The 16862-nt window shown below is 63.3% G+C and carries 14 protein-coding genes and 4 pseudogenes; 6 read left to right on the forward strand and 12 right to left on the reverse strand.

All coding sequences use genetic code 11. From position 1 onward, the window contains the following. Positions 1-308 precede the first annotated feature (308 nt). Positions 309-1250 (reverse strand): helix-turn-helix domain-containing protein, encoded by a 942-nt coding sequence (locus tag EHW12_RS33515; protein WP_003941078.1) that lies wholly within the window; start codon positions 1248-1250, stop codon positions 309-311. Positions 1251-1358: 108 nt separating this feature from the next. Between EHW12_RS33515 and EHW12_RS33520 the strand changes: the two genes are divergently transcribed. Next, positions 1359-1670, forward strand: coding sequence for an antibiotic biosynthesis monooxygenase (locus EHW12_RS33520; protein WP_003941073.1), 312 nt, complete (start codon positions 1359-1361; stop codon positions 1668-1670). Between the two features lie 291 nt (positions 1671-1961). Here EHW12_RS33520 and EHW12_RS34915 read toward each other — a convergent pair whose 3' ends face one another. After that, a complete protein-coding gene (locus EHW12_RS34915) occupies positions 1962-2126 on the reverse strand; it encodes a hypothetical protein (protein ID WP_164490679.1) in 165 nt (54 codons plus the stop codon). A 176-nt stretch (positions 2127-2302) separates the two neighbouring features. On the opposite strand from EHW12_RS34915, the gene EHW12_RS33525 reads away from it, so the two are divergent. After that, positions 2303-3622 carry an ISL3-like element ISPfr2 family transposase gene (locus EHW12_RS33525; protein ID WP_125053489.1) on the forward strand — a complete coding sequence of 440 codons (1320 nt, stop codon included), beginning with the start codon at positions 2303-2305 and terminating at the stop codon, positions 3620-3622. A 57-nt stretch (positions 3623-3679) separates the two neighbouring features. Here the strand turns inward: EHW12_RS33525 and EHW12_RS33530 are convergent, their stop codons facing one another. The 6 genes and pseudogenes from EHW12_RS33530 to EHW12_RS33550 all read right to left on the reverse strand — a co-directional run bounded on the left by EHW12_RS33530 (position 3680) and on the right by EHW12_RS33550 (position 11119). Continuing rightward, positions 3680-4963 carry an IS256 family transposase gene (locus EHW12_RS33530; protein WP_075832375.1) on the reverse strand — a complete coding sequence of 428 codons (1284 nt, stop codon included), beginning with the start codon at positions 4961-4963 and terminating at the stop codon, positions 3680-3682. Between the two features lie 348 nt (positions 4964-5311). Continuing rightward, on the reverse strand, positions 5312-5632 hold the full coding sequence (locus EHW12_RS35695; RefSeq protein WP_241199240.1) for a hypothetical protein: 321 nt from the start codon (positions 5630-5632) through the stop codon (positions 5312-5314). Between the two features lie 132 nt (positions 5633-5764). Continuing rightward, positions 5765-6163: pseudogene (locus tag EHW12_RS36100) on the reverse strand (hypothetical protein); the annotation flags it as partial. Then, positions 6150-6365 carry an antitoxin VbhA family protein gene (locus EHW12_RS33540; RefSeq protein WP_075835818.1) on the reverse strand — a complete coding sequence of 72 codons (216 nt, stop codon included), beginning with the start codon at positions 6363-6365 and terminating at the stop codon, positions 6150-6152. The gene EHW12_RS33540 and the pseudogene EHW12_RS36100, both read right to left, overlap by 14 nt. Positions 6366-6521: 156 nt before the next feature. After that, positions 6522-8312, reverse strand: a pseudogene (gene nhaA / locus EHW12_RS33545) (Na+/H+ antiporter NhaA); the annotation flags it as partial. A 125-nt stretch (positions 8313-8437) separates the two neighbouring features. Beyond that, entirely contained in the window at positions 8438-11119 is a 2682-nt protein-coding gene (locus EHW12_RS33550) for an excinuclease ABC subunit UvrA (RefSeq protein ID WP_051649789.1), read from the reverse strand. Positions 11120-11321: 202 nt separating this feature from the next. Between EHW12_RS33550 and EHW12_RS33555 the strand changes: the two genes are divergently transcribed. From EHW12_RS33555 to EHW12_RS35705, 3 genes and pseudogenes are all read left to right on the forward strand, one after another. After that, positions 11322-12515, forward strand: coding sequence for an alcohol dehydrogenase catalytic domain-containing protein (locus tag EHW12_RS33555; RefSeq protein WP_003943355.1), 1194 nt, complete (start codon positions 11322-11324; stop codon positions 12513-12515). Between the two features lie 210 nt (positions 12516-12725). After that, positions 12726-13700: a helix-turn-helix domain-containing protein gene (locus EHW12_RS33560; protein ID WP_003943380.1), complete on the forward strand. Its 975-nt coding sequence runs from the start codon at positions 12726-12728 to the stop codon at positions 13698-13700. A 184-nt stretch (positions 13701-13884) separates the two neighbouring features. Then, positions 13885-14028: pseudogene (locus EHW12_RS35705) on the forward strand (cyclase); the annotation flags it as partial. 307 nt (positions 14029-14335) lie between these two features. On the opposite strand, the gene EHW12_RS33570 reads toward EHW12_RS35705, so the two are convergent. Beyond that, the gene (locus EHW12_RS33570; protein WP_125053493.1) at positions 14336-14911 is read right to left on the reverse strand and encodes a recombinase family protein; all 576 of its coding nucleotides are present in this window, start codon (positions 14909-14911) and stop codon (positions 14336-14338) included. Positions 14912-15099: 188 nt separating this feature from the next. Further along, positions 15100-15358: pseudogene (locus tag EHW12_RS33575) on the reverse strand (transposase); the annotation flags it as partial. 298 nt (positions 15359-15656) lie between these two features. Here EHW12_RS33575 and EHW12_RS33580 point away from each other — a divergent pair. Continuing rightward, positions 15657-16100 carry a hypothetical protein gene (locus tag EHW12_RS33580; RefSeq protein WP_241199241.1) on the forward strand — a complete coding sequence of 148 codons (444 nt, stop codon included), beginning with the start codon at positions 15657-15659 and terminating at the stop codon, positions 16098-16100. Here the strand turns inward: EHW12_RS33580 and EHW12_RS33585 are convergent. Next, positions 16051-16374: a MerR family transcriptional regulator gene (locus EHW12_RS33585; protein ID WP_073513721.1), complete on the reverse strand. Its 324-nt coding sequence runs from the start codon at positions 16372-16374 to the stop codon at positions 16051-16053. The two genes, EHW12_RS33580 and EHW12_RS33585, sit on opposite strands and share 50 nt — an antisense overlap. A 111-nt stretch (positions 16375-16485) precedes the next feature. Beyond that, a complete protein-coding gene (locus tag EHW12_RS33590; protein ID WP_125053497.1) occupies positions 16486-16797 on the reverse strand; it encodes a hypothetical protein in 312 nt (103 codons plus the stop codon). Positions 16798-16862: the final 65 nt, after the last annotated feature.

The following is a 16862-nucleotide window of genomic DNA, read 5'->3' on the forward strand; positions in this document are numbered from 1 at the left end:
GCCATCCATCCGAAAGACCTCGACGTGACCGACGCTACCCCGCCGGCCGGCTTCGGCCGCCCTGACCTGACCGCCTTCGCGTCTCATCCCAATCGACCCTGATCGAGTCTGCTGACCCCCTCGACGAGAACGCAGCGACATCACAGCCACCCAACCCCGACCGTCCGGGAAGCCAGGACACGTCACATGGCCTGTGCTGCGGGCGTGTCGAGTGGGTCGTCCAGGGGCGACGCAGGAGCGTCGACGCGACGTGCTGAGAGGTGGTTCCAGTCGAGCACTAGGACACCGGCTACAGGCATGGCGATAGGTCAGGAACGGCGTCGCTCCCTACGCAGGAGGGAGCGCAGAGTCTCGGCGTTCGCGTAGCCGACCCGTAGCGCGATCTCGGCGGAGGTGAGGTCCGTGGTTGCTGAGAGGTGCCGAGCTCGTTCGATGCGAAGCCGTTGGACGAAGCCGAGCGGAGTGAGGTTGAGCGCCGCACGGACTCGTCGTTCGAGGGTGCGCCGGCTGGTGCCGAGCGACTGCGCGACGAAGGCGACGTTGAACGGTTCGTCCAGGCGGGCGCGCACGAAGCGTTCGAACTCGACGACGATCGGGTCCTCGTGCCGGAGATGTTCGTAGGCGACGAAGGCCGCCTGCGACGGACGCTCGTCGATGATGAGGAGCTTGGCGACATGTTGGGCCAGGTCGGGGCTGATCGATCGCACGAGTGAGAGCGCGAGGTCGATGTGGGCGAACGCGGCGCCGGCGGTGACGAGGTTCCCGTCGACCACGACCATGGTGTCGAGATCGAGGGCGACGGTCGGATAGCGCTTCAGGAACTCCGGCCCCAGGAACCAGCTGGTCGTCGCCCGCCGATGATGCATCCGTCCGGTCTCGGCGACAGCGAACACGCCGGTGCACGCCGCGGCGATCCGGGTGGTCGCGTCGTCGAGGCGCCCGAGCGAGGCGATGACCGAACGAGCATCTCGGCTCTGGAGGGCGTCGTTGGTAGCGGCGGCCGTGAGGGTTCCAAGCGCAGGGACGACGACCACGTCGAACTCTGCGGACTCCGACAGCGGGTGGTCCACCGACAGGGTCATCGATGCCGTCGTGGTCACTCTCCGTTTCGGTCCGAGGATGGCGAGTTCGATCGGGTCGATCCGCGGGTCGACATCGCCGCGGGCTCCGTCGGCCACCCGCACGATGTCGATGACCGACGCGACAGCCGAACCGAAGCAGCCGTCGATCGCGATCAGTCCGATACGCATGGCGCAAACAATAGCAATACTGCCGTATACGCCACTTCTCACATGTCCTTGCTCGTCATACGCTGAACTCGCTTCACCAAGAAACCTCGACACCTAGGAGAACCCCTCATGTCCACACCCGCATCACTTCCGTATGCCTTCGTCGCCAAGATCGTCGCGGCAGATGGACAGCACGACGCGCTCGCCGATCTGCTCGCCGGCGCTGTCGCGCTCGCCAACGAAGAAGTAGGAACGATTGTCTGGTTCGCGGTCAGGACCCACGCCGACACCTTCTGGATCTTCGATGCATTCCCCGACGAGGCCGCTCGCGACGCCCACGCCAACGGCGCCATCGTCGCAGCCCTGATGGCCAACCAGCACCTCCTCGGCGCAGCACCCGAGATCCTGGCGGCCGACGTCCTCGCGTCCAAGCTCCCGTAGTCCGCCAACGCACGAGACGATCGCGCCCCGCCGAGCCGTCGCCAGGTCGCGACGCAACGCCACGCTGCGTTGCCGAGCGGTGCGAGGCCTATCGGCACACGGACAGGATGCCGGCCGCGAGCGCTCAGCCGGCGAGGGTTCCGTCGCAGAGGAGAGCGACGTCGGTGTCGGGCAGAGCCGTGAGGCCAGCGCATCGCGCGACCACCAGAACCGAACCGCCCCTGCCCTGCGTTTCCGCAGGTCAGGGGCTGTTCGCCGGAGCCGCCTGTCGGAATCGAACCGACGACCTAATCACATCGGCTTTGCGTCTATCGCTTGATGCGCCCACTGGGCGAACGAGCCGCTGACCTGCGCAAACGCCGAGCGTGGGGGACGCCGCCATCCGGTGGTGACCGACGACGACCGACCAGTACCGACCGTTTCACCGGAGCTTGCGGCGGCGTCGAAGCCGAGCAAGCTCCATTCCTTTAGCTCACCGCGCCCTCCTCCTCGCCGGTCCCGTCGTCGTCGAAGACGTTTCAGGGGTCTTCTCAGATGACGGTGTAGGTCGGCCGGGCGCGTCGGTCCGCAGATAGACGTCGAGGTCTCCCGACGACGGAGGTTCCTACGCCATCCATCCGAAAGACCTCGACGTGTCCGACGCTACGCCGCCGGCCGGCTTCGGCCGCCCTGACCTGACCGCCTTCGCTCGACTCGACGGCCTCGGTCTGAGCGTGACCGGACAACGACTTGAACCGGATCGTGCGGTCCTCGCGTGCCGCGTGGTGGAACCAGATCAGTGGTGCCGACGGTGCGGCAGCGAAGGCGCTGCTCGTGACACCGTGATCCGGCGGTTGGCCCACGAGCCGCTGGGCTGGCGACCGACCGTGCTGGAAGTTGTAGTGCGCCGCTACCGCTGTGCCGACTGCGGACACGTGTGGCGCCAAGACACCAGCGCCGCGGCGGAGCCACGCGCGAAGCTCTCGCGCACCGGGCTGCGGTGGGCGCTGGAAGGGATCGTGGTCGCACACCTCACCGTCGCCCGTGTCGCCGAGGGACTCGGGCTCGCGTGGGACACCGCCAACAACGCGGTCCTGGCTGAAGGCAAGCGGCTGCTGATCAACGACCCCACGCGGTTTGAGGGCGTGAAGGTCATTGGCGTCGATGAGCACGTCTGGCGCCACACCAGGCGTGGCGACAAGTACGTCACCGTGATCATCGACCTCACCCCGGTCCGCGATGGCGCCGGCCCAGCAAGGCTGCTGGACATGGTCGAGGGCCGGTCGAAGGCGGCGTTCAAGACCTGGCTCGCCGACCGCGACGACGCCTTCCGTGACGCGGTCGAGGTGGTCGCGATGGACGGCTTCACCGGGTTCAAGACCGCCGCTGCAGAGGAGATCCCGGACGCAGTCACGGTGATGGATCCCTTCCACGTCGTGCGCCTGGCCGGTGACGCCCTCGACAGGTGCCGGGTCCAACTCGCGATCCACGCGCACCGTGGGTTCAGGGACGACCCGCTCTACAAGTCGCGGCGCACGCTGCACACCGGCGCGGACCTGCTCACCGACAAGCAGAGCGACAGGCTACGCGCGCTGTTCGTTGATGACGCTCACGTCGAGGTCGAGGCGACCTGGGGTGTCTACCAGCGCATGATCGCCGCCTATCGCCACGAGGACCGGCAACGTGGCCGCGAGCTCATGGAGAAGCTGATCACCGACCTCAGCGCCGGCGTCCCCAAGGTGCTCACCGAGCTCACCACCCTGGGCCGGACCCTGAAGAAGCGAGCCGCTGACGTGCTCGCCTACTTCGAACGACCCGGCACCAGCAACGGGCCGACCGAGGCGCTCAACGGACGGCTCGAACACCTGCGCAGCTCCGCACTCGGATTCCGCAACCTGACCAACTACATCGCCCGAAGCCTGCTCGAGACCGGCGGCTTCAGACCCCAACTCCTACACCCCCGATTGGGATGAGCCGGTTAAGCGGCGGTGGGGTCTGTCCAGAAAACGGTGTAATTGATTGGTTTCTAACTACTTTCGTCCGGCAGACAGCCGTCCGTCGAACGTTATCTCGAAGGCATTCAGTGCTGCCTTCCATCGGTTGGACCAGCGCCTGCGGGCGGTGCCTTTGGGATCGAGGCTCATGATGGCCAGATACACGCATTTCAAGGCCGCGGCCTCGGTCGGAAAGTGTCCACGGGCCTTGACAGCCCTGCGGATTCGGGCGTTGACACTTTCGATGGCGTTGGTCGTGTAAATGACCTGCCGGATGGCGTTGTCGAATTGTAGGAACGGCACGAACTCAGCCCAGGCGTTAGTCCAGAGCCTGATGATCGCGGGATAGCGTTTCTCCCATTTGTCACTGAACTCTGCGAATCGGTCGAGCGCGGCCTGCTCCGACGGAGCCGTGTAGACGGGTTTGAGGTCCTTGGCGATCTCGGACCAGTCCTTGCGGGAGGCATAGGCGTAGGTGTTACGGAGAAGATGGACCACACAAGTCTGCACGATGGTCTGTGGCCACACTTGCTCGATCGAGTCGGGTAGATGCTTGAGACCGTCGCACACGACGATCAGAACATCTTGCACACCACGGTTTTTCAGCTCGGACAACACCCGAAGCCAGTACTTCGCTCCCTCCCCGTCGCCGTGCTCACCGACCCACAGTCCGAGGATGTCGCGGGTGCCGTCGACAGTCACCCCCATCGCGACGTAGATCGGCCGGTTAGCGACGTTGCCCTCGCGGATCTTGACGTGGATGCAGTCGATGAACAACACCGGGTACACAGGATCCAACGGCCGGTTCTGCCACTCGGCCATGCCTTCCATCACCCGCTCGGTGATCGTCGAGATCGTCTGCTTGGACACATCAGCTCCGTACACCTCGGCCAGGTGTGCAGCGATCTCACCGGTCGTCAAACCCTTGGCCGACAATGAGATCACCATGTCCTCCACGCCTGAGAGCCGACGCTGCCGCTTGGCCACGATCTTCGGCTCGAAGGAGGAATCCCGGTCACGGGGCACCTCGAGTTCGACCGGGCCGGCCTCGGTCAACACGTTCTTGGCTCGTCTGCCGTTGCGGGAGTTGCCGCTGCCCCTCCCTGCCGGGTCGCTCTTGCCGTATCCGAGGTGGTCGTCCATCTCGCCTTCGAGCGCGGACTCCACGACTAGCTTGGTCAGCTTCGACAGCAATCCACCATCTCCGGTCAACTGCAGCCCTTCGGCTCGCGCCTGCTCGACCAGCTCTTTGAGCCGCGCATCGCTGATACCCGGCTGAGCCGAGTTCGTCTCTGTCTCACGTTCAATCACGTCAGTCATAGTGGCGTATCTCCTTTCAGAGTTACACCGTTGTTCTTACAGTCCCCGGCGGTGGCGCCTTCGCTCTGGTTTTCGGGTTACGTGCGAGTGTGTCTGACACGAGTCGGAATCTGTCCTACGGTGGGTTGATGGATCAGTCAACGCCGGTGACGCAGCCGTGTTCAGAAGTGATCTCGCCGGGCGTTCTGTGCGGTGGGGTGTGGGTGTCGATGCCAACTGTGGTCGGTAGTCCACAGGGTTCGGGGAAGTGTGAGACGTGTGGGAGTACCCGGCGGACGCCGAACGTGCCGACAGTGTCGCATGTCGTCGATGCGGCTGACCTGCGCTGACTCCGCGCTATCGCGAGGGTCAGTCTCTGCCGAGGTCGTGTTCGCGTTTCGGTGTGGCCGGCCGTTTCGGTGTGGTGTCTTCGGGGGCCGCGCTGCGGGCACGGTGCGTGGGTGATGCGGGGAAGCTCATGCGGGCGCGGTTGGCGATGTCGCTGAGTTCGTTGGGGTTGTAGGGTTCGCGGTTTCCGCTGCGGAGGTGCTCGATCATCGCTTTGTGGTGCTCGGCTACCTCGAGGTGGATGACGTTGCCTTGAGTTTTGGCGAGTGTGGGCGGTTCGGTGTTGTTGCGGTGCACGCCGGGGGCGAGGACGTCGCGGAGTGGGGTGTGGGTTGCTTCCATGGCGACGTAGCGGGCTGCTTGTACTGCGGAGGCGTGGACTTTTTGCCAGTCGATGGTCCAGCCGGAGGATTTGAGGAGTTCGTCGAAGAAGACTCGTTGTGTGCGGGAGTTGCCGTCTCGGAATGGGTGCAGGACGGTGGTTTCGCCCCAGTGGTAGGCGAGTCGGTCGACGGCGCGGTCTTTCGGGAGGCCTTGGGGAAGTTGTCTTTGGCGATTCCGCGGAAGATGAACGCTGCTTGGTTTTCGATGTGTTCGGGTCGGCAGTGTGGGAGGTTCATGCCGACGGCGCCGGTGTCGCGGGTGCGGAGGGTGCCTGCCCAGTCGTAGACGTCTTGCAGGATGAATTGGTGGATCTTTTTGAGGTGGTCGAAGTCGAAATTGCCTGGTATGGGCTGTGTTTCGAGTTGCAGGATTCGCTGGTAGGCGGCTGCTCGTTCGTCCTCGAGGAGTGCTTGGGGGTCGGTGTGCCCGAGTTTGTTGATCAGGACCCCGGTTTCGGGGTCGACGTACGGGTCTTTCAACTGCGGGCAGCTCGGCGGCGGCGGTTTTCGGCGAGGACGAGTGCGACTGCTTCGTCGCCGGTGATTTCTCCGCGTAGTTGCCGGCGTCCGATTTCGATGTCGTAGTCGGTGGGTTCCATGCCGGCCATGCGGTGGCCGGCGGTGGCGGCGGCGATGGCTCGGTCGATCTGGGCTTCGGTCATGTGCGACTGTGCGTTGCGTGCAGTGGTCACCGGTGCTCCTTCGTCGACTCGGGCGAGTGTGGCGGTGCGCGGGGGAGCTGCGCACCGTTGTCTATTCTACCTGATCATTGCCTGTTTTCCTGCGGTCAGCAATGGTTGTGGGTTGGTATCAGTACAGGACGTTCCGGGCGGCGGAGTCTGCGGCGTTTACTGCAGGGACGTGCGAGCGCCTCGGCGGCTGTGCTCGAGTTCTTTGGTGAGGGTGCGCGCGTCATAGCTTCCGATTATTCGGCAGCCTTCGACGAAAAAGGTCGGTGTTTCTCGGGCACCACTGGACTGGGCGCTGGAAATGTCACGTTGTACGCGCTCGGCGACCGCGTCGCTGTCGAGGTCCGCGACGAACTGGTCGACGTCGAGTCCTATCTCGGCTGCATAGCCGATGAGATCGGTTCGCGCGAGCGCGTTCTGGCGGGTGAACACGAAGTCCAGCCATTCCCAGAACATGTGCTGCCGTGCGGCGGCCTCTGCTGCATGTGCGGCAACCAGTGCGTGTGGATGGATGTCCACCAGCGGTAGGTGACGGACCACGTAGCGCAGATCGTCGCCGAAGTGGACGTGCAGGTCGTCCCATCCTCCGGTGGCATGTGCGCAGAATCCACATTCGAAGTCGACGAACTCTACAAGGGTCAGCTGGGCGTCTTCGGGTCCACGAATGTGGTCGATCTCGGGATCTACGGGAGGTTCCAGCACGATGGGGAGATCGGCTTCGGCCTCACCCAGCTTGGTCGCTGCCACGCGGAAGATCACCGCACCCAGTACTGCAGCCAGCACCATGGCGACGAGCACGCCGACGGTCGCCTGCCCGGCCAGTTCGGGAGATGTGCCGAAAGCCAAACCTATGATCAGCAGCGATACGGTGAATCCCATCCCCGATAGCGCAGATCCGCCCATCACACTGCCCATGCCGACCCCCTGCGGTAATCGGCCCGCTCCGAGTCGGATAGCGATGTATGTGGCTGCTCCGATGCCGAGGAGCTTGCCGAGAACCAGGCCAAGCACAACTCCCCAGGTCACACGGGCACTGAACGCTTCGACGAGCAGTCCGCCACGCAGGTCGACGCCGGCGTTGGCGAGAGCGAAGATCGGTACCACGATCAGCGCGGTGGGTACCCGGAGGTATTCGTGTATCCGCTCGTTGACGGCTGTGCCTTTGGCCAGTCCACGTGATACTGCACGACCTGATGCGGCGCTCGGAGACTGCCAGAAGTCACGAAACAGTTCTCGAGCCGCCTCCACCTTGTGCCGCTGTGTCGGGTACGCGGGAATCAGAAGGCCGGCGACCATTCCGGCAAGCGAGGGATGAACACCCGACTCGATCGTGCTGAACCACAGCACGATCACCACGAGAATGTATGGCGCGGCTCGCCACTGTCGCGCCCGCCCGAGTAGCCACAATGCTGTCAGGCATGCCAGGGAAACGAGCAGTGGAATCAGGCGAATGTTTTCGCTGTATACGAATCCGATGATGGACACCGCGAGGAAGTCGTCGACCACCGTGACGGTAAGGAGAAACACTCGCAGTTGGCCTGATCGTGCGGGCCCGAGGAGCGCCAAGGCCCCGAGCATGAAGGCGGTATCGGTGCCGACGACCACCCCCCAACCCTGCAGGCTGTCTCCGCTGCCGACGATCACGGCGTAGATGACGGCGGGTAGACACACCCCCGCGACTCCGGCGATCACGGCGATACGAGTGCGGGTTCGATCACGTAATGACCCGTGGGCGAACTCTTGGCGTACCTCGAGCCCGATCAGAAAGAAGAAGACGACCGTCAACCCGTCGTTGATCCAATGGTGAAGGCTCATGTGCAACGCCACCGGGCCGAGTTCGAATCCGGCGCCTTGATGCCAGAGGTCGAAGTACGCGTCCGAAGCCGGCGAATTTGCCCACAGCAGGGCGGTCACGGTTACCACCAGCAGCAGCACCGCGGAGCCGGACTCACGCCGGAGAGAGGCCGGAGAGAGTTGGAGAGCTGATTACGCAGGCCTTGGGGTTTCAGTGCCTGTCGTGCCATCGCTAGTTGATCCTTATCGCCGTTCAGTCCAGGCGGTGGTGCGCGGTCAGGTCAGTGTTGTGTGGTGCCGGCGCCTGTGTTTTCCAGCGCCGCTCGTAGATAGGGGGCAGTCGCACTGTCGGCAGTGGCAGCTACCTGCTCGGGGGAACCGGTGGCGACGATACGTCCGCCGTCGGCGCCCGCTCCCGGTCCGAGGTCGATGACGTGGTCGGCCTGGGCGACGACGCGCATGTCGAGTTCGACCATGACAACGGTGTTGTCGGCGTCGACGAGCCCCTGCGCGTGAGCGAGCAGTCTGTCGCTGTCGGACGGGTGGAGCCCAGCAGTGGGCTCGTCGAGGATGTAGAGGGTGTCGCCGCGTTGCGCGCGCTGGAGTTCGGATGCCAGCTTGACACGCTGGGCTTCGCCGCCGGACAGCTCGGTGGCGGGTTGTCCGAGTCGCAGGTAACCCAACCCGACCTCGCGTAGGACGGTGAGCGAGCGAAGAACGTCGTTCTCACTGGTGAAGAAGGCGTGGGCTTCGTCGATGCTCATCGCGAGAACGTCGGCGATGTTGCGGTCCCGCCAGGTGATTTCGAGTGTGCTCTGCGTGTAACGAGTGCCGTTGCAGTCCGGGCACGGACTGTAGACGCTGGGCAGGAAAAGCAGCTCGACCATCACGAAGCCTTCACCTTCGCAGGTCGGACAGCGGCCACCGGCGACATTGAAGGAGAACCGCCCCGGTTTGTAGTTCCGTTTCTTGGCCGCAGGTGTTGCGGCGAACAGCTTGCGGATGTGGTCGAACATGCCGGTGTAGGTTGCAACATTGGATCGGGGTGTGCGCCCGATAGGGCGCTGATCGATGGCGACCACCCGACGGAGCCCTCCCAAGGTGCCCTCGATGCGGCCGCGGACCGCGCCCTGATCTCCGGTGAGCAGCAGATCGGTGTCGTCGCGCGGTTCGACGTTGGCATCGGGCGCGGCGGGCCGGCCCAGTTCAGCGTTGATCAACGCTGGTAGAGCCTGGCTGACGAGGCTCGATTTCCCCGAACCGGAGACTCCGGTGACCGCGGTCAAGACCCCGAGAGGGAAAGACACGGTGAGGTCGCGGAGACTGTTGCGCTCGACGCCTTCGACGCGAAGCCACCCGCGGGGGGTACGCCGCTGGCGGCGCACCTGCTCCGACGTGTCGAAGAGATAGCGTGCGGTGACCGAGTCCGGTACGTCGGCCAGCCCGGCGGGTGTTCCACTGTAGAGCACGCGTCCACCGTTCTCGCCGGCACCGGGACCGATATCGACCAGCCAGTCCGCTTCTCGGATGACGGGTAGGGAGTGCTCGACGACGAGGACGCTGTTTCCTCGCTCACGAAGTCCGTGCAGAATTCTCAGCAGCGCCGTCAAGTCGCCGGGGTGCAGTCCCGCCGAAGGTTCGTCGAGGATGTAGGCGACGCCGAACAGCTTCGAGGACAGCTGCGTCGCCAGGCGCAGTCGTTGCAGCTCTCCGCCGGAGAGTGTGGGCGTCGTCCGGTCCAGTGACAGATATCCCAGCCCGAGGTCGATGATGGGTTGGATTCTTTCGAGGAGGTCGTCGAGCAGGCGCCGCGCCGCCACCTGTTTTTCCGCTGACACGTTCGGGGTGCGTCGCACGTCGGGAGCGGCGGTGTGCGCCGATCCTCCCGATGCGACACGTCGTCGCGTGGCCTCGGCTCGTCGGGTTTCGTCGAGAGCTTCTCCTGCCGCCTCGGGTAGCCAGTCGCTGGACACAACAGTGCGCGCGATCTCTGCCAGTCGTGCCAGGGGCAAGGACGCGAACTCGGCGATATCCAGGCCCTCGAAGGTGACCGAGAGCGCCTCCGCCTTGACCCGCTTGCCCTGGCACATCGGGCATACCTCGCTGGTGACGAACTCAGAGACCCGCTTCTTGACGATCGAGCTCTTGGTGTTCGCGAAGGTATCGAGCACGAACCGCCGGGCGCCGACGAAATTGCCCTCGTAACTGGGTTCGGTTCCGGCTTTGATCGCTCGCCGAGTCTGTGCCGGGGTAAATCCCGAGTACACAGGAACGGTGGGGCGGTCCTCGGTGAACAGGATCCAGTCGCGATGTTTCTTCGGCAGCTTCTTCCACGGAGAGTCGACGTCGTATCCCAGTGACACCAGGATGTCGCGAAGGTTGCCACCCGGCCAGCCCGGCGGCCACGAAGCGATCGCGCGCTCCCGGATGCTGAGTGTGGGATCGGGGACCATCTTGTCGACATCGACCTCGTAGACGCGCCCAATGCCATGGCAGGTCGGACATGCGCCCTGCACGGTGTTCGGCGAGAAGTCCTCCGCGTAGAGCATCGGTTGGTCATCTGGGTAAGACCCGGCACGGGAATAGAGCATCCGCACGAGACTGCCCAATGTCGTCACGCTGGCGACATTCGATCGAGCATTACCGATGCCTCGGTGCTGCTGCAGTGCAACCGCCGGTGGCAGTCCCTCGACGACGTCGACATCGGGTACACCGACCTGGTCGATCAGCCGACGGGCATACGGTGCCACCGACTCCAGATAGCGCCGCTGCGATTCCGCGAACAGTGTCCCGAACGCCAGCGAGGATTTCCCCGAGCCGGACACACCGGTGAACACCACCAGACGGTCTCGAGGAACATCGAGATCGACGTCGGCAAGATTGTTCTGCCGAGCTCCCCGCACCACGACACCCTGCCTCCAGCGATCATCGGCCTCGGCGAGATGTTCGGAACGGTTTGTCATGCCGGTGACCATAACGAAGGAAGGGAGCCTTGCGGCAGACCCCACAGCACTCCTGGCACACATCGTCACTCAGTTGACACGCAAGGTCACTGACACGTATCGCCACGTGCGCATACGTTCGAAAGGTCCCCCGGTGGCCACGCCACCACAACCGGGTCCCGAATCGCAGCGTGCAGGGATCCCCCAGGTTAGGAGCGACAGCATGGCAGACAGCAACCGCGCAGTGGTGTTCGAGAGCCCCGGCACCATGAAGGTCGAGAAACTCGACTTCCCCAAGCTGGAGATGCCGAACGGACGAAAAGCGCCCCACGGCGTCATCCTGAAAATCGTCGCTACCAACATTTGCGGCAGCGACCTGCACATTTACCGAGGGTCCTTCCCCGTCCCCCAGGGTATGGTCATGGGCCACGAGATGACCGGAGAGATCATCGAGGTCGGCTCCGACGTGGAGTTCCTCAAAGAAGGCGATCTCGTCTCGGTCCCCTTCAACGTCGCCTGTGGACGATGCCGCAACTGTAAAGCTCGCCGCACAGATGTCTGTGAAACCGTCAATCCTGCAGTCTCCTGCGGCGCATACGGTTTCAATCTCGGCGACTGGGTGGGCGGACAAGCCGAATACCTGTTCGTCCCGTACGCGGACTTCCAACTCCTCCGTTTCCCGGACAAGGACCAGGCCATGGACAAGATCCTCGATCTTGCCCTGCTCTCGGACATCCTTCCCACCGCCTTTCACGGACTCATCGAGGCAGGGGCCAAACCAGGTTCAACGGTGTACATCGCCGGCGCCGGGCCGGTCGGACGCTGCGGCGCAGCAGCAGCACGCCTTCTCGGCGCATCCTGCATCATCGTCGGCGACTACTATCAGGACCGACTCGACCTGGTCAAGAACAACGGCTGCGAGACCATCGACCTGAGCCAGGACATCCCCTTGCCCGACCAGATCGAGGCCATCCTCGGTGAGCGCGAAGTCGATTGTGGCGTCGACTATGTCGGCTCCGAAGCACACGGCATCGGCTCGGAGTCCAATCAGCCTCAGCCGGCAGGTGCCATCAACGACGTCCTCGAAGCCACCCGTGCCGGCGGCGCCACCGGCGTCATCGGCGTCTACGGCCCCGACCCTCTGGCACCGACAAAGGCCGAACAGGAAGGCATCTTCCCGCTCGAATTCGGCAAGGCCTGGATCAAGTCACCGCGCCTGTCCGCGGGGCAGGCACCGATCATGCATTACAACCGCGAGTTGATGATGTCGATCCTGTGGGACCGCATGCCGTATCTGAGCGCAATGCTCAACACCAAGGTCATCGGCCTCGACGAAGCACCCGCCGCCTACGAGACCTTCGATCAGGGGTCATCGAGCAAGTTCATCATCGACCCACACGGAATGATTCCAGCCTGAGCACGATCCAGCACGGAAAGCTCACGGTCTCAGCACAATACAGCACGGAATGCTCACGGCCTGAGCGTTTTGCAGCACGCGTAGATTTCCGGCCCTGTGATCGCCCCCGACTGGCGGACACAGGGCCGGCTCGCTCTCTCCCCGACCCGCAGGACTTTCCCCGCGCGGCTCAGTAAACTCAGTGGTATCCGAAAGGCAGGTGATCCGGCCATGGCTGATGCAGACGAGCCCTCATTGCCACACTTCGAAACGTTGTCGACCTCGCGGGCGCCGGACGACGGTGTCATCGACTACTGGCGAGAGGCCCGGCGCCATGCCTACGTCGACGTCAGCACCGACCCCGCCGACCCCGACTTCTACGGCGATGTCCGTCTCGGCCGATACACGAACTTCACTCTGTCCACGAAACGAGCCACCGCCGAGCAGACACACCGCAATCGCAGCCGAATCGCCCAAGGGCGGGAACAGGACGAGTATCTGTTCGCCACATTCCAGACGCGCGGAAGTTGCGTCATCGAACAGGCCGGACACACTGCAGTAGTCCCGCCAGGATCCATGGTCATCTACGACAGTTCCCTGCCCTTCGCTTTCCGCGCCGATGCACCCTACGAACAGGTCATCGTCAAGGTGCCCGCCGATCGAGCCTTCGCGCTCGCCGGCATCGACCGGACCACAGACATCCTGGCCACGACCATGAGCTGTGCAGGAGCGATGTCCGCCGTCGCAGCCTTTTTCACCCAACTGGCCCAACACCAAGACAGCGATCCCCACGGCGCCGCACAGCTCGAGACTCACGCCTCTTCACTGGCCACATCACTACTGAGTCTCGTCACACCGGTTCGCTCTGCCGCCGAAATACCCGCCTTCCTACGACGAGATCAGGTTCTGGCCTACATCCATGCCCACCTTGCAGACCCCGACCTCGACGCCGAACGCATCGCCACCGCGATGCGACTCTCCCGCCGCAGCCTCTACCGCCTGTTCCAGGGAACCGACCACACAGTCATGGGATATCTCCGCGCAGCGCGCATCCAGTCCGCCCAGCACCTACTACGAAAATACCCTTCCCGGCCCGTCTCCCTCATCGCTCGACAAACAGGATTCTCCGACCCCCGCACCTTCTACCGAGCGTTCCGCGACACCACCGGCATGACACCCAACGAACACCGAGAACGCCTCGATTGACAACGCACTGCACATATCCGCTCTACAGCTCAACGAGGCCGCCGGACGGGTCAACAACGACCGGCTCGGGCGAATCATGGCCCGCATACGACAGGTGGCCAGAAACCTGACCCCAATTGCGAGTCTGAAAACGAAACGCTTCGAACCTCATCATCTGAACACGGACCGTCCCGACCTGCACTTCATGTCCGGAGTACGGGAAATTCGACAAACCGACGATGTGCACACACAGTGGATCCTCGAAATAGCCGGACAAACACGAGAATTCGACGCCACCATCACCGAACAGCACCCGGACGAACGCATCGCGTGGAAATCGGACGCAGGCCTCGCAGTCCTGGTGTGCTGTACACTTCTCGCTGCGGCTGCGCTGTTGGGGTATACGTGGTGGTCGTGGAACTCTTCCGCACCACGGCGGGCAGAAGACATGGCTGATGATTATGTGTTGACCCACGGGGGTTTCCGAGCCAATTCTGTTGTATTTGAGCGCTCTCGCCGCCGATCCCACGGCCAAAGGAACGGCGGCGCATCGGGACCCTGCCGATGGGTTGGCTCGAATGGAGGGAAAGGCTGCGGACACAGGGCGGTACCGCGTCGGTTTTGACGGTTCGGCTCGTGCTTGGTTCGTGTGAGGATTACTGCTGCCCGCCGGCCTTCTCGGGTGCGAGGGCACGACTGACGGAGGATCTGCCGACACGGAGTGTCGAAGCTATCGTGTCGAGGCTTTTGCCCTGTTCACGCATCGTGCGGGCGAGTTCGGTGCGTTCGGGGGTCATGACGGTGGGCCGGCCGCCGTGTCGACCTTGGCGTCGAGCGGCTTCGAGGCCGGCGTGGGTGCGTTCGACGATCATGCGGCGTTCCATTTGGGCGAGGGCTGCCATGATGTGGAATAAGAATTCGCCGCCTGCGGTGGTTGTGTCGAATCCTTCGGTGAGGGAACGGAATTCGATACCACGTTCGCCGAGGTTGTGGACTGTGTCGATGACGTGGCGGACGGATCGTCCGAGGCGATCAAGTTTCCAGACGACAAGGATATCACCGTCGTGATCGCGTAGGTAGTTCAGGCATTCGGTGAGCTGGGGGCGCTGCGTTGTCGAGCCGGATTCGTAGTCGGTGAAGATGCGGATCGCGCCGGCTTGGCGGAGTGCGTGCTGCTGCAGCTCGGGGTTTTGTTCGAGGGTGGAGACGCGGGCGTATCCGATGATGCTCACAGTCTCGGTCCTTCTGGTCTGCTGCTGTGTTGTGGGATGGTGCGGCTGTTCATGAGTTGGTGGTCGACCTCGGGGCTCCAGTGGGTATGGAACTTGGTGGTGTCGAGGTCAGCAAGTTCGCGCTCCGGAGCGACTGGTGTGGGAGTTGGCCGAACCTGGGTCGACTGTGACTCGTGTTGTGATGCTTCGTCCGGTAGGCCTTTGAGCCCGTCGCAGACCAGGAAGAATACGTCCCGGGTGCCGCGATGTCGGATGTCTGTCAGCACGCTCATCGAAGAAATTGGCGCCCTCACCGCCGGGCCGGCCCACAATCCGAGCACGTCGCGGTGTCCGTCGAGGCTAACGCCGATCGCGGCATAGATCGGCCGGTTTGCGACCTGACCGCCGGCGGACTTTGACGACGATCGCATCGACGAAAATCGCAGCGTATACCTCGTCGAGCGGTCGGGCAGCCCAGTCCTGTATCTATCTTCTGGCTGAACCACATACTTCGAGAACAGCGGACACTGTCCCCAGCGCTGCGGTCTATGACATCAACTACCCGTGCAGGCCACATTCAAACAGACGGCCAAGCGATGTGGTGCTGAAGAACGATCACGGCAATGCCCGCGAGAGCAGTCGTCGTTGCCAATCCGAGATAAGATCAGGAACAGTCCTGAGTCGACAGCGGCGCCAGGCCTGCCTTGAGCCATGCAAGCAGCATCGGCCCCGAACAGATAGGCCGACCAAGACCATGCCCCTGACAGTGAAGTACTCGCAAACCTACAGCGACGCATTGACCGCATTGGCTGCCGTAACCCAACGTCCGGTGAACGTCGTCAACCTCGCCGGGATGTACGCCATCCGCGTCGAGCTGGAATACAACCGCTACGTCGTCGCCACCAACACCCCGCACGGACTCTCGGATGACCCCGAGATCGAAGGCTCCTGGCTGGTGCGAATTTTTCAAACCAACGCCGACGACACACTGGACGAACTACTCACCGCAGCCACCCAAGTCTGGCTCATCGACGCCTTCGATTCTGCTCTCGAACAACTCGAAGCGGACGGCAACAAGATCCTCGCGGACGCAGACTTCGGCGACATCAGTCGCTCCGAAGGAGCAATCGTCTCTCCTACCGGCGAGGGGCTCGGCCTCGTCACTCTCGGCGAAGACGGCGCTCACGCTGAAGCGGTCCCGCCCCACTGAACTGACCGAGACGCGCCTCAAGCAGTGCATTCTGGGCTTCGAGGGAGAGAATCAACCGAACCCCCACCACGTTGACCCCCTCGTCGATCAGTGCGGTGATTCGGTCCAACGTGTTCAGATCCACGTCGCTGTACCGGCGCGTCCCCCCTGCAGTGCGAGTGGGGGCCAAAAGACCGCGCCGCTCGTACAGTCGTAGCGTTTGAGGGCCCACTCCAGAAAGCTCCGACATCCCCGAAATCCCATAGACCCCTTGCTGTGAACGCTTGTTCGTCATCGCCACAACTCCCTAACTGCATACGCACAAAAATTTAATCTGACCTCCACGATACATATTTTCTTCATTCGCGGAATAAAGCCCGGTAGAGACGTCGGGAGCGCGGGGAACTCAGGTAGGCGATATACAGCCCCACGCGCGATCGAAACGGGCGCTGATCAACCGGACGAGATCATCATCGCTGATTGCCGAGTCGCCGAAGGCGATCGAATCCATCGGCATGCCGGCAATAACCGCGTTTCCCACAAGGCCGGTCATCGAACCATCACCACCGAACGCGACGGCGCAACCCGCCGCAACCACCTGCTCGATCACCCACCCACGATCGGACCCGGAGCCGCCGCGATAGCGAAGAAAACCGGATCCCTCATCCCATATCGATACGAACCACTCCACAACTTGCCCCTCCATATCGGCGCGCATAGACGTCCAATCCTTAGACACCAAAGGCGGGTTCTGCCAGCTTCTGCCCCTTCCACTCTGCTTCA

The organism is Rhodococcus sp. NJ-530 (assembly GCF_003860625.1).
Classification (GTDB): Bacteria; Actinomycetota; Actinomycetes; order Mycobacteriales; family Mycobacteriaceae; genus Rhodococcus_F; species Rhodococcus_F qingshengii.

Coding starts and splice junctions, on each gene's coding strand:
- EHW12_RS33515 (WP_003941078.1), bottom strand. CDS start 1,250: ATGCGTATCGGACTGATCGCGATCGACGGCTGCTTCGGTTCGGCTGTC.
- EHW12_RS33520 (WP_003941073.1), top strand. CDS start 1,359: ATGTCCACACCCGCATCACTTCCGTATGCCTTCGTCGCCAAGATCGTC.
- EHW12_RS33530 (WP_075832375.1), bottom strand. CDS start 4,963: ATGACTGACGTGATTGAACGTGAGACAGAGACGAACTCGGCTCAGCCG.
- EHW12_RS35695 (WP_241199240.1), bottom strand. CDS start 5,632: ATGGAAGCAACCCACACCCCACTCCGCGACGTCCTCGCCCCCGGCGTG.
- EHW12_RS33550 (WP_051649789.1), bottom strand. CDS start 11,119: ATGACAAACCGTTCCGAACATCTCGCCGAGGCCGATGATCGCTGGAGG.
- EHW12_RS33555 (WP_003943355.1), top strand. CDS start 11,322: ATGGCAGACAGCAACCGCGCAGTGGTGTTCGAGAGCCCCGGCACCATG.
- EHW12_RS33560 (WP_003943380.1), top strand. CDS start 12,726: ATGGCTGATGCAGACGAGCCCTCATTGCCACACTTCGAAACGTTGTCG.
- EHW12_RS33585 (WP_073513721.1), bottom strand. CDS start 16,374: ATGACGAACAAGCGTTCACAGCAAGGGGTCTATGGGATTTCGGGGATG.
- EHW12_RS33590 (WP_125053497.1), bottom strand. CDS start 16,797: ATGCGCGCCGATATGGAGGGGCAAGTTGTGGAGTGGTTCGTATCGATA.